This is a genomic window from Blautia sp. HA9023 (genome assembly GCF_056504095.1).
Map to the genome: position 1 here is coordinate 951,719 of NZ_JBWLUR010000006.1, position 14,682 is coordinate 966,400.

The 14,682-nt window shown below is 44.0% G+C and carries 10 protein-coding genes and 1 pseudogene; all 11 read left to right on the forward strand.

What is annotated here, in order from left to right; translation table 11 throughout:
* The first annotated feature begins 638 nt into the window (after positions 1-638).
* The 11 genes and pseudogenes from rsmI to AC04Q6_RS08465 all read left to right on the forward strand — a co-directional run bounded on the left by rsmI (position 639) and on the right by AC04Q6_RS08465 (position 14,514).
* Positions 639-1,490 (forward strand): 16S rRNA (cytidine(1402)-2'-O)-methyltransferase, encoded by an 852-nt coding sequence (gene rsmI, locus AC04Q6_RS08415; protein WP_119248048.1) that lies wholly within the window; start codon positions 639-641, stop codon positions 1,488-1,490.
* A gap of 280 nt (positions 1,491-1,770) precedes the next feature.
* Entirely contained in the window at positions 1,771-3,696 is a 1,926-nt protein-coding gene (gyrB, locus tag AC04Q6_RS08420; protein WP_021976143.1) for a DNA topoisomerase (ATP-hydrolyzing) subunit B, read from the forward strand.
* A gap of 14 nt (positions 3,697-3,710) precedes the next feature.
* A complete protein-coding gene (gene gyrA, locus AC04Q6_RS08425; RefSeq protein WP_021976144.1) occupies positions 3,711-6,266 on the forward strand; it encodes a DNA gyrase subunit A in 2,556 nt (851 codons plus the stop codon).
* A 15-nt stretch (positions 6,267-6,281) separates the two neighbouring features.
* Entirely contained in the window at positions 6,282-6,911 is a 630-nt protein-coding gene (locus tag AC04Q6_RS08430) for a hypothetical protein (RefSeq protein WP_242997021.1), read from the forward strand.
* Between the two features lie 22 nt (positions 6,912-6,933).
* Positions 6,934-7,648, forward strand: a pseudogene (locus AC04Q6_RS08435) (lysophospholipid acyltransferase family protein).
* 181 nt (positions 7,649-7,829) lie between these two features.
* The gene (locus tag AC04Q6_RS08440) at positions 7,830-9,296 is read left to right on the forward strand and encodes an alpha-L-fucosidase (protein WP_119248050.1); all 1,467 of its coding nucleotides are present in this window, start codon (positions 7,830-7,832) and stop codon (positions 9,294-9,296) included.
* Positions 9,297-9,402: 106 nt separating this feature from the next.
* Positions 9,403-10,725, forward strand: coding sequence for an alpha-L-fucosidase (locus AC04Q6_RS08445; RefSeq protein WP_119248051.1), 1,323 nt, complete (start codon positions 9,403-9,405; stop codon positions 10,723-10,725).
* 104 nt (positions 10,726-10,829) lie between these two features.
* The gene (locus AC04Q6_RS08450) at positions 10,830-12,128 is read left to right on the forward strand and encodes a leucine-rich repeat protein (RefSeq protein ID WP_119248052.1); all 1,299 of its coding nucleotides are present in this window, start codon (positions 10,830-10,832) and stop codon (positions 12,126-12,128) included.
* 244 nt (positions 12,129-12,372) lie between these two features.
* The gene (locus AC04Q6_RS08455) at positions 12,373-12,714 is read left to right on the forward strand and encodes a nucleotidyltransferase domain-containing protein (protein ID WP_015526591.1); all 342 of its coding nucleotides are present in this window, start codon (positions 12,373-12,375) and stop codon (positions 12,712-12,714) included.
* Entirely contained in the window at positions 12,701-13,126 is a 426-nt protein-coding gene (locus tag AC04Q6_RS08460; RefSeq protein WP_044961586.1) for a HEPN domain-containing protein, read from the forward strand. Before AC04Q6_RS08455 ends, AC04Q6_RS08460 begins: the two co-directional genes overlap by 14 nt.
* A 311-nt stretch (positions 13,127-13,437) precedes the next feature.
* Complete coding sequence (locus tag AC04Q6_RS08465) at positions 13,438-14,514, forward strand: substrate-binding domain-containing protein (RefSeq protein ID WP_476389638.1); 1,077 nt, start codon at positions 13,438-13,440, stop codon at positions 14,512-14,514.
* Positions 14,515-14,682 lie beyond the last annotated feature (168 nt).

The following is a 14,682-nucleotide window of genomic DNA, read 5'->3' on the forward strand; positions in this document are numbered from 1 at the left end:
GCGAGGGGAGGCAGGCTGCTGGTGGTGACACGCTGCGCCCCCTGCTCGGCTGCGGCGCCGGTTTGCTGCCATTCGCGCAAACTCGCTTCGCTCAAACAGTGCGCTCGGTGGCAGCAGCTATCCTCACCTCGCTGACGGGGGCTCCGCTAACGTCACCACCAGCAGCCGGCCTCCCCTCGCCTGAGATTCAAAGCGAGAGATCGCAACGCGTAGCGCATTGAGTATCGAAGAATACAGACACCTTGCCAGAAGTGAATCACTGAGAAAGTGAAGAAATAAAACAACATCGGCACAGCGTAGCGCGCTGAGTATCGAAGAATACAGACACCTTGCCGGAAGTGAACCACAGAGAAAGTGAAGAAATAAAACAACATCGGCACAGAGTAGCGCGCTGAATACCGAAGCATACAGACACAAGTCAACAAATAAGAACAGCGAATCCCTTGCACTACTTAAAAAAAGCCCAAGGGGTGTGCAGAGGGGGCGCGGCTTTGCGGCCCCTTTGCGGTTTTCAAAGTTCCCAAACTTAAACAAACCCCCGCGGTCAAGCGGAATATCCCCCGCGGTCAAGCAAAACAACTCCCCCACGGCCAAGTGGAAAACAACTCCCCGCGGTCAAGCGAGAAAAGAGGCAAATTATGAAACAAAACGGAAAACTATACTTATGCGCCACCCCCATAGGAAACCTCGAAGACATCACCCTTCGAGTTTTAAGAACCCTTCGGGAAGTGGACTTAATCGCTGCGGAAGATACCCGCAACAGCATAAAACTTTTAAATCATTTTGACATAAAAACCCCCATGACCAGTTACCACGAATACAACAAGATCGACAAAGGTCACGTTCTTGTGGAAAAAATGCTCTCAGGCACAAACATTGCGTTGATCACAGATGCAGGAACTCCAGGTATCTCAGATCCTGGAGAAGAACTTGCAGCTATGTGTTACGAAGCTGGTATTGAGGTGACTTCATTGCCGGGGCCTGCTGCCTGTATTACTGCTCTGACTTTGTCAGGTCTGCATACCAGGCGTTTTGCCTTCGAGGCGTTTCTTCCGGCGGATAAGAAAGAGCGAAAAACGATTCTGGAAGAGCTTTCCAGCGAGACGAGGACTATTATCCTGTATGAGGCGCCTCACAGGCTTGTACGGACCCTTGGCGAGCTCAGAGAGGCACTTGGTAACCGCAGGATGACTCTTTGCAGGGAGCTGACCAAGAAACATGAGACGGCGTTTCGGACGACGATCGATGATCTGATGGATTTTTATAAAGATGAGAAGCCACTGGGTGAGTGTGTCCTTGTGATCGAGGGCAGAAGCCGCAGTGAAATGGAAGCGGAGAAGCGTGCTTCCTGGGAGGAGGTTTCCATTGCGGAGCATGTGGCGATGTATGAGCAGCAGGGGAATTCCAGAAAGGATGCTATGAAGCTTGCCGCTAGGGATCGTGGTGTTTCCAAGAGGGATATTTATAAGGCGTTACTGGATTGCATTTAATAAGATACTTTTTTGCCTGTATTTCCTATGATTTTGCGTGGAAATACAGGCTTTTTTGTGCTATAATAAATTCTGTATTCGTATGTAAAAAACGTTTATTTTACAGGTATAAATGACACTTCTGGAGCGGGTTTGAGAATTGCTTTCTGCAAAATTTGAAAATACAGTAGTTACTGAAATTAATGGATCAGGGTATGGTGCAGTAATTTCTGAAATTGCTGTGGTTCTGCAGAAATGAATTTTCAAACACGTCCGGACAGACAAGAACAGGAGGAATGACATGGGCGCAGAGAATACAGAATACGGCGCAGATCAGATCCAGATCCTGGAGGGACTGGAAGCCGTACGTAAGAGGCCTGGAATGTATATCGGAAGTACCTCCAGCCGTGGACTTCATCATCTCGTATATGAGATCGTGGATAATGCAGTCGATGAAGCACTGGCTGGTTTTTGTACGGAGATTCATGTAGATATCAATCCGGATAATTCCATTACCGTTACAGATAATGGCCGTGGTATCCCGGTTGGCATCAATCATAAGGCTGGTATTCCGGCAGTTGAGGTTGTATTTACCATTCTTCACGCAGGTGGTAAGTTCGGCGGTGGAGGATATAAGGTTTCCGGTGGTCTTCACGGTGTTGGTGCATCGGTTGTAAATGCACTTTCCGAGTGGCTGGAGGTTACTATCTACCACGAGGGTAAAGAATATAAACAGAGATATGAGCGTGGCAAGACCATGTATCCGCTGAAGGTTGTAGGCGACTGTGATCCGGAGCTTTCCGGAACGAAGGTTTATTTCCTTCCGGACAAGGAGATCTTTGAGGAGACCGTTTATGATTACGATATCTTGAAACAGAGACTTCGTGAGATGGCTTTCCTGACCAAGGGTCTTCGCATTGTGCTGGAAGATAAGAGAGAGGGCCAGGAGCGCGAGAAGGTATTCCACTATGAGGGTGGTATCCGTGAGTTTGTAAGCTACCTGAACAGAAGTAAAGAGGCACTTTACCCGGAGATCATTTACTGTGAAGGTGAGAAGGATGGTGTATCTGTAGAGGTTGCTCTGCAGCATAATGATTCCTATACAGAGAATACCTATGGTTTTGTAAATAATATCAATACACCGGAGGGCGGTACACACATTACCGGTTTCCGTAATGCGATCACCAATACATTCAATGATTACGCACGTAAGAATAAGCTTCTTAAGGACAGCGAGCCGAACTTAAGCGGTGATGATATCCGTGAAGGTCTGACCGCGATCGTCAGCGTTAAGATCGAGAATCCGCAGTTTGAGGGACAGACCAAGCAGAAACTTGGAAACAGCGAGGCAAGAGGTGCGGTAGACAGCGTTGTAAGCAAGCAGCTGGAGATTTTCCTGGAGCAGAATCCGGCAGTTGCCAAGGCTACTGTTGAGAAATCTGTTCTTGCACAGAGAGCCAGAGAAGCAGCCAGAAAGGCCCGTGACCTTACAAGAAGAAAATCCGCACTGGACAGCATGTCTCTTCCTGGAAAACTTGCAGACTGTTCGGACAAGAATCCGGAGAACTGCGAGATCTATATCGTAGAGGGAGATTCCGCGGGCGGTTCCGCCAAGACAGCGAGAAACCGTGCCACACAGGCAATCCTTCCACTTCGTGGTAAGATCCTGAACGTTGAAAAAGCACGTCTGGACAAGATCTATGGAAACAAAGAGATCAAGGCCATGATTACTGCTTTCGGAACCGGAATCCATGAGGATTTTGATATCTCCAAACTTCGTTACCATAAGATCATCATTATGACCGATGCCGATGTTGACGGTGCGCACATCGCAACACTGCTTCTGACATTCCTGTATCGTTTTATGCCGGAGCTGATCAAGCAGGGATATGTATACCTGGCACAGCCGCCTCTTTATAAAGTCGAGAAAAACAAGAAAGTATGGTACGCATACGATGATGATGAACTGAACAATATCCTTACCGAGATCGGACGTGACGGAAACAATAAGATCCAGCGTTATAAAGGTCTGGGTGAGATGGATGCGGAACAGCTCTGGGAGACTACTATGGACCCTGAGAAGAGAATTCTTCTCCGTGTGACCATGGACGAGGCTGCCACATCTGAGATCGATCTGACATTTACCACTCTTATGGGAGACAAGGTAGAGCCAAGACGTGAATTTATCGAAGAAAATGCAAGATTCGTCAAGAATCTTGATATCTAGGAGAATAAAGAAGAATGGAAGATAATATTTTTGACAAAGTCCACGAAGTGGATTTGGAAAAAACTATGAAAGAATCTTACATCGACTATGCCATGAGTGTTATCGCCTCACGAGCTCTGCCGGATGTAAGAGACGGCCTGAAACCGGTACAGCGCCGAGTGCTGTATTCCATGATCGAGCTGAACAATGGTCCTGACAAACCACACAGAAAATGTGCGCGTATTGTCGGTGATACCATGGGTAAATATCACCCTCATGGTGACAGTTCCATCTACGGTGCGCTGGTTAATATGGCTCAGGAATGGTCAACAAGATATCCGTTGGTTGACGGACATGGAAACTTTGGTTCCGTGGATGGTGACGGTGCGGCTGCCATGCGATACACAGAGGCACGTCTCAGCAAGATTTCCATGGAGATGCTTGCAGACATCAACAAAGATACCGTTGATTTCCAGCCGAACTTTGATGAGACAGAACGTGAGCCGGTTGTACTTCCGGCACGTTTTCCGAATCTGCTGGTAAACGGTACAACAGGTATCGCTGTAGGTATGGCGACCAATATTCCACCTCATAATCTTCGTGAGACAGTTAATGCCGTTGTTAAGATCATTGATAACATTGTGGAAGAAGACCGCGAGACAGCAATGGAAGAACTTCTTGAGATCGTCAAGGGACCGGACTTCCCTACAGGAGCAACCATCCTCGGAACAAGAGGAATCGAGGAAGCTTATCGTACAGGTCGTGGCAAGATCCGTGTCCGCGCTGTGACAAATATCGAGACTTTGCCCAATGGTAAATCCCGTATCGTAGTCACAGAGCTTCCATACCTTGTAAATAAGGCACGCCTTATCGAGAAGATCGCAGAGCTTGTCCGTGATAAAAAGATCGATGGAATCACAGACCTGAATGACCATTCCAGCCGTGAAGGTATGCGTATCTGCATCGATCTCCGTAAAGATGCCAATGCCAATGTGATCCTGAACCTGCTCTACAAACATACACAGCTGCAGGATACTTTTGGCGTGATCATGCTTTCCCTTGTTCCGAATCATGGAAGCATGGAACCGAAAGTTCTGAACCTGAAAGAGATGCTGGAGTATTATCTGGAACATCAGGAGAATGTTGTTCGCAGAAGAACACAGTACGATCTGAATAAAGCCCAGGAGAGAGCCCACATTTTGGAAGGCCTCCTGAAAGCACTTGATAATATCGATGAAGTGATCCGTATCATCCGTGGTTCCCGTAATGTACAGATCGCGAAACAGGAACTTATTGAGCGTTTTGAGCTGACAGACGTTCAGGCTCAGGCAATCGTGGATATGCGTCTCCGTGCACTGACAGGTCTGGAAAGAGAGAAGCTGGAAGCCGAGTATGCAGAGCTTATGGAGAAGATCCGCAAGTTCCAGGCAATCCTCGCTGACCGTAAGCTTCTTCTCCGTGTGATCCGCGAGGAGATCCTCGCTGTTGCAGAAAAATACGGCGATGACAGAAAGACTTCCATCGGATACGATGTATACGATATTTCCACAGAGGATCTGATCCCGAGAGAGAATACCGTGATCGCAATGACCAAGCTTGGTTACATCAAGCGTATGACGGTTGATAACTTCCGCAGTCAGAACCGTGGCGGCAGAGGAATCAAGGGTATGCAGACCATTGAGGACGATTATATTGAAGAGCTGTTGATGACTACAACCCATCATTATCTCATGTTCTTTACCAATACCGGACGTGTATACAGACTGAAGGCATATGAGATTCCGGAGGCCGGCCGTACAGCCAGAGGAACTGCGATCATCAACCTGCTGCAGCTTGCACCGGGAGAAAAGATCACAGCTGTGATCCCGCTCCGCAAATATGAAGAGGGTCATTATCTGATGATGGCAACCAAGAAAGGTCTTGTGAAGAAAACTCCGATCAGAGATTACGAGAATGTACGTAAGACAGGCCTTACAGCGATTGTTCTCCGTGACGATGATGAGCTTATCGAGGTTAAAGCTACCGATAATAACAAAGATATCATTCTTGTGACCAAGGACGGACAGTGCATCCGTTTTAAAGAGACTGATGTCCGCAGCACAGGCCGTGCATCTATGGGTGTAAGAGGTATGAATCTTACAGATGGTGATGAAGTTGTTGCCATGCAGCTGAATACCCAGGGGGATTATCTGCTGGTAGTTTCTGAGAACGGAATGGGCAAACGTACAGCAATGAGTGAGTTTGTTGTCCAGAACCGTGGCGGTAAAGGTGTGAAGTGCTACAAGATCACCGAGAAGACCGGAAACGTTGTCGGAGCCAAGGCTGTGAACGAAGAGAACGAGATCATGATGATCACAACAGAAGGTATCATCATCCGTCTGCAGTGTGCAGATATCTCAGTTCTTGGAAGGATCACTTCCGGTGTGAAGATGATCAATCTTACAGATGGTGTAACGGTTGCAAGCATCGCCAAGGTAAGAGATAAAGATCCGGAAGTGGAGGTAAATTCCGAAAAAGCTGACGGAGAGACCAACGATAACGAGGAAGAAATATCCGCAGATGAAACTGTCACAGGCAGTGAAGAAGAATAAGGTCGAGGATAAGTCATGACGACGACAAAAAAGAAACGCAGAAAAAAATCTGTGAAAAAACTGAAATATTCCAACAAAAAACTGAATTTTGTCCATGTGGCGACACTGGCAGGAGTTATTCTGATACTGCTGGTGATCATCCTGGCAGCCAGAGGCTGTGGGGGGATCAGCCACAGAACCCCGGAGGGGCTTGTGGAAAGTTATATCAAGGCTGCGGTAGAAGGCAAGGACAAAAAAATGCAGGAATGTTATGGTGCGGATAAGATTTCTGATGAGGCAAAAACAGAGATTTCATCCACGGTCAAATATTTCCAGGCTCATGGAGCAAAGGATGTAAATATTGACAGCTGTGAGGCCATTTCTGAGAGTAAAAATTATACGTATGTTTATATCCGCTATAATCTTGTACTGCAGAATGACCAGGAATATCCGTGCATCAGTACTTACCTTGTAAAAGTGCAGGATAAGAAATATTATCTGTATTCGCCGGCTGAGATCTCAGATGAGATCAGCCAGCAGGCTGCGGCAGATTATCAGAAATTTATGACCACCAAAACTTATACAGACTATACCAAGGCTTACGAAGTCTTTCTGAAAAAGAATCCGGGATATGAGGACAAAATTGCAAGTAAACTGAACGGATAAAAACAGGCAGGAGGACATAAGAATGAAGCGAATTTTGCTGATGGTGATCAGGAATCTGATCTTTGTTCCCTACTGGTGGATCAAACTTTGCTGGTATGCGGCGCATACAGATGATTATCCGGAAGAGAAGAAATACACATTCCTGAGACATGTGAGATGAGCATGCCATCGAAGGCGGAAATATCCATATTGATGTGCATGGGCAGGAAAACATCCTCAAGGAAAACGGATTTATGTTTTTTCCGAATCACCAGGGACTGTTTGATGTACTGGCGATCATTAAAGCCTGCCCGGTTCCTTTTTCTGTAGTAGCTAAGAAAGAAGTGGGAGATATTCCATTCCTGAAGCAGGTTTTTGCCTGCATGAAGGCTTTTATCATTGACAGAGAGGACCTGAAGCAGTCCATGCAGGTGATTGTCAATGTGATCCGCGAGGTAAGGGCAGGTCGCAATTATCTGATCTTTGCGGAAGGAACCAGAAGTAAGAACGGAAATCACCCGGGAACATTCAAGGGCGGCAGTTTTAAGACTGCGACAAAGACAAAATGTCCGATCGTTCCTGTTGCGCTGATCGATTCTTTTAAAGCTTTTGATACCGGTTCCACAGAGAAGATCACAGTGCAGGTACATATCCTTCCTCCAATGTATTATGAGGAATATAAGGATATGCATACAACGGAGATTGCGGAAGAAGTAAAGAGACGGATCGAGAAAGTGATCGAAGAGAATACTATATAAAAACAGAAAAGGCTCTGATGAAGTTTAAATAAAAACATCATCGGAGCTTTTTTTGATATGTATATTGCACAAAAACGAAACGTTTTATTTGTGAATTGTTAAGCGTATACAACTAAAACATTTGATGGTAACATATAAACACCTGTTAAATATGAATAAAAACACAAAAGAGGACTGTGAAATGAAAAAAGAAGAATATCTTTCCCTGATCGATGAAGTGATCGCACAGGGACCATATACCGATACGTGGGATTCTCTCTGTGAGCATCCTACTCCGAAGTGGTATGCAAGAGATAAGTTTGGAATTTTTATTCACTGGGGTGTATATAGTGTTCCGGCATTTGGAAACGAGTGGTATCCCAGAAATATGTATGTGAAAGGCTCCAAAGAAAATCTGCATCATATAGAGAAATATGGAACTCTGGATAAATTCGGATATAAAGATTTTATTCCGCAGTTTAAGGCAGAAAAATTTGATCCAAAAGAATGGGCAGCACTTTTTAAAGAGGCAGGAGCGAAATTCGTAGTTCCGGTTGCAGAACACCACGATGGATTTCAGATGTACGCCAGTGACCTCTGCCGCTGGAATGCTGCTGAGATGGGACCGAAGCGTGATATCCTGGGAGAGCTGAAGACAGAAGTTGAAAAAGAAGGCATGGTTCTGGGAGCTTCTTCTCACAGAGCGGAGCATTACTGGTTCTTTAACGGAGGACGTCAGATCCCGGAGGCAGATGTCAATGATCCGGAATATGCGGATCTTTACGGACCGGTAGCAGGAATCACCCGGGATATGAGTGATATCTATGACAATCCGCCATCGGAAGAGCATATGCAGGACTGGCTTGTTCGTACATGTGAGATTGTAGATAAATATCAGCCTTCCATCGTATATTTTGACTGGTGGATTCAGCAGTATGCATGGAAACCGTATCTCCGTAAATTTGCGGCATATTATTACAACCGTTCTGCTCAGTGGGGAAAAGAAACTGCTATTGATGCAAAATTTGACGCATATGTTTACGGCAGTGCGGTCAATGATCTGGAGAGAGGTCAGTTAGACCATATCACACCGGATCTCTGGCAGAACGATACTTCTGTAGCGAAGAATTCCTGGGGCTATACCATCGGAAATGATTACAAGAAACCTTCAGATGTAGTTCTGGATCTGATCGATGTAGTCAGCAAAAATGGCGCACTTCTTCTCAATATCGGACCGAAGCCGGATGGCACGATTCCGGAAGAAGATGCACATATCCTGAGAGAAATGGGAAAATGGCTGAAAGTAAACGGAGAGGCAATTTACGGAACCAGATACTGGAAAGTATTTGGAGAGGGTCCGACGGTGGTTCCGGAAGGCCATTTCACAGATACTTATGACAAGCATTTTACTTCTGAGGATATCCGTTTCACAAGCAAGAGCAACCATATTTACGCAACGGTACTTCACTGGCCGGAAGACGGAGAGATCCATATCAAATCTCTTGGAAATGATATGAAACTTTTGAAATCTACGATCAGGGATATTGAGATTCTTGGAACAGATCTGCATCCGTCATATGCAAGAAACAAAGAACTGGATATTTCCTGCGGAAGAGGAGCGGTTGATGCAGGGGATATGCCGGTGGTACTGAAGATCACGATAGAGTAAATTATCGGAGAATAAACGGGGGATACTGTCGGAACTGTTCCGGCAGAAAAATACAGGAAAATCAGCAAAAACTTATGTATAACAGAAAGGTTATGGGGATTACACTATGGGAAACAAAAGATACACAGGAAACTGGAACTCTGTAAATACACATACCGTTCCAAAATGGTATGAGGACTGTAAATTCGGAATTTTTATTCACTGGGGAATTTATTCTGTACCGGCTTTTGCGCCACATACATGGGAACTGGGAGAAGTTGATTCCAAAGAGTGGTTTGCGGATAATCCTTACGCAGAGTGGTATTATAATTCTCTGAACATAGGAAAAGGCCCGACATATGAGCATCATATGGAAAAATACGGAAAAGATTTCAAATATGAAGATTTTATTCCTATGTGGAAAGCTGAAAACTGGGATCCGAAACAGTGGGCAGAGATTTTTAAAGAAGCAGGTGCAGAGTATGTTGTTCTGACAACCAAGCATCATGATGGATTCTGCCTGTTCCCGAGTAAGTATACACACTTTAACTCTGTGGAAATGGGACCGAAGAGAAATATCACCGGTGAGCTGACAGAGGCTGTCCGGGATGCAGGTATCCGTATGGGGCTGTATTATTCAGGACTGATTGACTGGCAGTATGCAAATGATCCTATTTTTGAGGATGATGATCTGTTTGGAACAGCTAGCCCGACATTTGCATATGCAGATTATTCCTATAATCAGATGAAAGAGCTTGTAGATGATTATGCACCGAGTGTGTTCTGGAATGATATCGGATGGCCGACACAGAGTGAAGAGATGATGCCGTATTTCCTGGCACATTATTATAACAAAGTGCCGGAAGGTGTAGTAAACGACCGTTTCAATGACCGTTACCATGACTTCCTTACCAAGGAGTACAAATCCGGTTCTGTGAATCGAAAAGAGAAATGGGAAATGTGCCGTGGAATGGGATTATCCTTCGGTTATAATGCCAATGAAGGTGATGACAAACTGATTTCTGTTCCGGATCTAATTTCACTTCTGGTAGGAACTGTTGCAAACAATGGAAACCTGCTTCTGAACATCGGACCAAAAGCAGACGGAACAATTCCGGAAGAACAGGTAAAGAGGCTGAAGATTCTTGGCGCATGGCTGAAAGTTAACCATGATGGTATTTATGGCACACGCTGCAGCGACCGCGAATCTGAGATGCTGGAGAATGGAATTGAGCTGCATTATACACAGAAAGAGGGAAATCTCAATGTGTTTGCAGATCATCTGAAAGAGGGAGCAAATGAGTTCCTGATCAAAGGTTATCATGGACAGCTGAGATCTTTTGATCCGGCAGTTAAAGTAGAAACTGAGGATACAGAAGAGGGACTTCTGGTGAAGATTCCTGAGTATAAAGAAGATATGTATGTGGTTGGATTAACAAATAAATTTTAACCGAATGCGGATTGCCAATATCCGCTTGACATGAGCAGAGAGGACCGGATGTATGCCGGTCCTTCTGTGATATAGCTGATTGTTTTTTTTAGGGAGGAAGCTATATGTTTGGGAAAAAAATTGCGGCGATATTATCAACAGTAATGATCATAACAGGGGCCTGTGTACCTTCTGTGGTTGTGCATGCACAGACTGGTTATGCGGCTGATCATACACAGGAAGCATCGGCAGCAGGCACGCAGAGCACTGCAAAACTTGTTGCGAAAGGATCCTGCGGAAGCAATGCCACTTACCGGCTGTATTCCAATGGAAATCTTCAGATACAGGGAAAAGGGGAAGTTAAAGTTACCGATGATTTTTCATACAGATCCGAAACGATAAAAACGGTAACAGTTGCATCCGGGATCACGGGAATCGGTGACAGAACTTTTTCAAACTGTAAAAATCTGAAGAGAATTTCATTGCCGGGAACTTTGCGGAGTATCGGCGTTCGGGCATTTGGTGATACTTCGATCACCAGCATCAAGCTTCCGAATGGACTGAAAAGCATTGGCGCATATGCTTTTTACCAGAGTAAAATTACGAGCCTGGATATACCGAAAACAGTGACAAAAATTGAGGAATATGCTTTCAGTTACTGTAGCAGTCTGGAATCTGTCAGTATTCCGGGAAGTGTAAAAACATTACCGGAATCGTTGTTTGAGGCAGATATGAAACTGAAAAAAGTTACTTTGGGACAGGGCGTTTCCAGGATAGAACGAGCTGCTTTTCGGCATTGTGGTTTGACAGGAATAAGTTTTCCTGACAGTGTTACGCTTATTGATGAGAGTGCGTTCTCTCTTTGTTCAGATCTCAGAAAAGTGACGTTACCGAAGAAGCTTACAGAGATTGGGAACGGTGCATTCGGTAACTGTCGAAAACTGGGGAATATTACGATACCCGCCAGCGTGAAAAAGATCAGAAGCAATGCTTTTTATGATTGCCAGGCAATGAAAAAGATTACGATCCTAAACAGTAAAACAGTGATAGAAAAAGAAGCGATCGGCTATAATTTCAATAGTGGAAAAAATAAAACTTTTGTCATTGTCGGAAAAAAGAGTTCTACTGCTCAGACTTACGCAAAGAAAAATGGGTTCCGTTTTTTGAACAATACTGCCGCAGTAAGGACCGCAAAGATGACCGGCGTGCCCAAAACAAAAACCATACTTCGTGGAAAAACATACACGATCCAGGCAGTGACCGTGCCGTATTACAGCGACGAGAAGATTCTTTTCCGTTCCTCGGATCGCAGGATCGCTACGGTAAATTCCAAAGGTGTTGTAAAGGGAATCCGAAAAGGGACGGCCGTGATCACCGTGCAGAGCGGAGCAAAAAAACTGACCTGTAAGGTAACGGTTAAATAATTCAAGGGATATTAGCAATCCGCATTTGTTATTTGCTCATAGTTATATCTTATATATTTGAGCACGCAAAACAGACTGGAGCTTGATAAGAATATATATCAGGTTCTCAGTCTGTTTTTGTATGTCTGGAGAATTATGTCGAAAAAATTTCATTGCAGAATAATGATATAAAAGCGTATAATTAAATGGAAGAAATAGTGGTTATCGAATAAAGATGTTTTATCAGATAGAAGGGGGCGGGATTATGCCGGTATCGATGAAGACATTGTTGGAACAATACACAAAAATATTACAGAAAATATATGGGAAACATTTGAAAAGTGTTATTTTATACGGCTCATATGCCAGAGGAGATTATAGAGAAGATTCTGATATCGATATTATGATTCTCCTTGATCTGTCTGATATAGATATTAAACAGTATCGTCATGAATTGGCAGGAGAAACTTTTGATTTTAATATGGATCATGATCTTGATATTAAGCCAATTGCAAAAAGTGAAAAACATTTTCTGAATTGGGTTGATGTTTATCCATTTTATGCAAATGTAAAGAAAGAGGGGGTAAAATTATTTGATGCAGCCTGATGAAAAAGGAACGCAGAAAGATCTTATTTTTTATCGGATTGAAACTGCCCAAAGTGATATTAAAGCTGCGGAAATTCTTTTGAATGCAAAAGAATTTCGAGGTGCTAATAATCGGGCATATTATGGTATTTATCATGCAATTTCAGCAATACATGCACTAGATGGAAATGCATATAAACGTCATAAAGATGCATTAGCAAATTTCAATAAGAATTATATTAAAACAGAGATTTTTCCCAGAAAACTTGGACGAAAAATCGTAGAAGCAGAAGAAATCAGACATGCCAGCGATTATGATGATTTTTATATTGCAACAAGAGAAGAAGCAGAAGAACAGATAGAAACGGGTAAACAATTATTGGAATTGATAGAAGAATATATCAAAAGAAAATTAAAGGACAATAATAAGTGATGATCGCAAAAAATACCTTCCACAGTAACTCTGTGTAAGGTATTTTTTTGTAGTGCGCCTTGCGTGGTAATGTAATGCTAAATGAGATGGGCAAGGCGCAGAATTCGGGTGGTCTACTGGAAGATGCAGCAAAAAAAGAATACGTTTTCACAAAATAAGATTGACTTTTTTAAAAACTCTTATTATCATATAAAACATATTTAATTACTATGAAATAAGGAATAATAAAAAGTTCTGTTACACAGATGACGTTGAGCAGCTTACAGGACTGGCAGCGGGCAGACTTTTTTTTAGAGGGAGGGGACGGGTACATGTCCATCAAGAAGATTGCAGAAAAGGCAGGGGTTTCACCGGCGACGGTTTCCAGAGTTTTGAATAATCCCAATTATAAATGTTCTGTTTCCGGACTCCGGGATAAGATATGGAAAACAGCCATCGAGATGAATTATGTGCCAAATGAGGCGGCCCGGAATCTGAAAAGAGGTGTTTCCGCGAAGCAGGAGAAAACCTGGTACATCAATATTCTGATGACAAGAACCGATTCTTCCACCACCGATCCATTTTTTGCGGAGCTTCTCCGGGTGATCGAAAGTGAGATCCATGATAAAAACTGCATTCTTTCCAAAGTATGGTATATGTCTGTGTTTTCCGATGACCGGAAGTGCCGAAGGGAGAATCTGGACCGGCTGGTTGATGGAATGTATGGCGAGGTAGACGGGAAGAGGGACGGACTGATCATCATAGGCAGATGTAATAAGGAAGCCCTGAAAAAACTGAATAAGAAATATAAGAGCGTGGTGTTGGTGAACCGGAATTCCACCAATTATGAAGTGGATGAAGTCCTTTGCGATGGAAAAAAGATCGCGTCAGCGGCAGTGGAATATCTGATTTCCCTGGGGCATAAAAATATCGGATATATTGGTCAGTGCCACAGCGAAGACCGGTACAATGGATATCTGGAAACCCTGAAGAAGCATGATCTGGATGTGATTCCTGAGTATGTTATTGAGACGAAACAGACAGAGGCCGAAGGATATGAGGCCATGGAAAAATTCTTCCAGTCGGACGACATGCCAACCGGAATCTATTGCGCCAATGATATTTCGGCGATAGGAATGCTGAAATGTCTGAATAAATTCCGGAACCGGTATTATATGCCTTCTATCATATCCAGTGATGATATTCAGGAAGCACAGTTTACCAAGCCGATGCTGACAACGGTAAGTCTGCCGAAAGAGGATATGGGAAAATTCGCACTGTATCTGCTGCTGGACCGACTGAGAGGCGGACATTCCGGTATTGTCCGGATGGAACTGGAAGGAAAGCTGGTGATCCGGAACAGCTGCAGCAGTGTGGAGGACAGTATGTGGAGCGATTATTGTATCTGAGGATTGCTGATATGATGAGATATGAAATATTTGCAGCTTTGACAGAATATATGCGTGAAAACGTTTTCAGATATTCCTATTTAATTAATGGGAATAATATGGTTTAATGTATTCAATCAGGATAACGTTTACAGAAGGTCGCAGCAGTGACAAAAAGGAGTACATAAA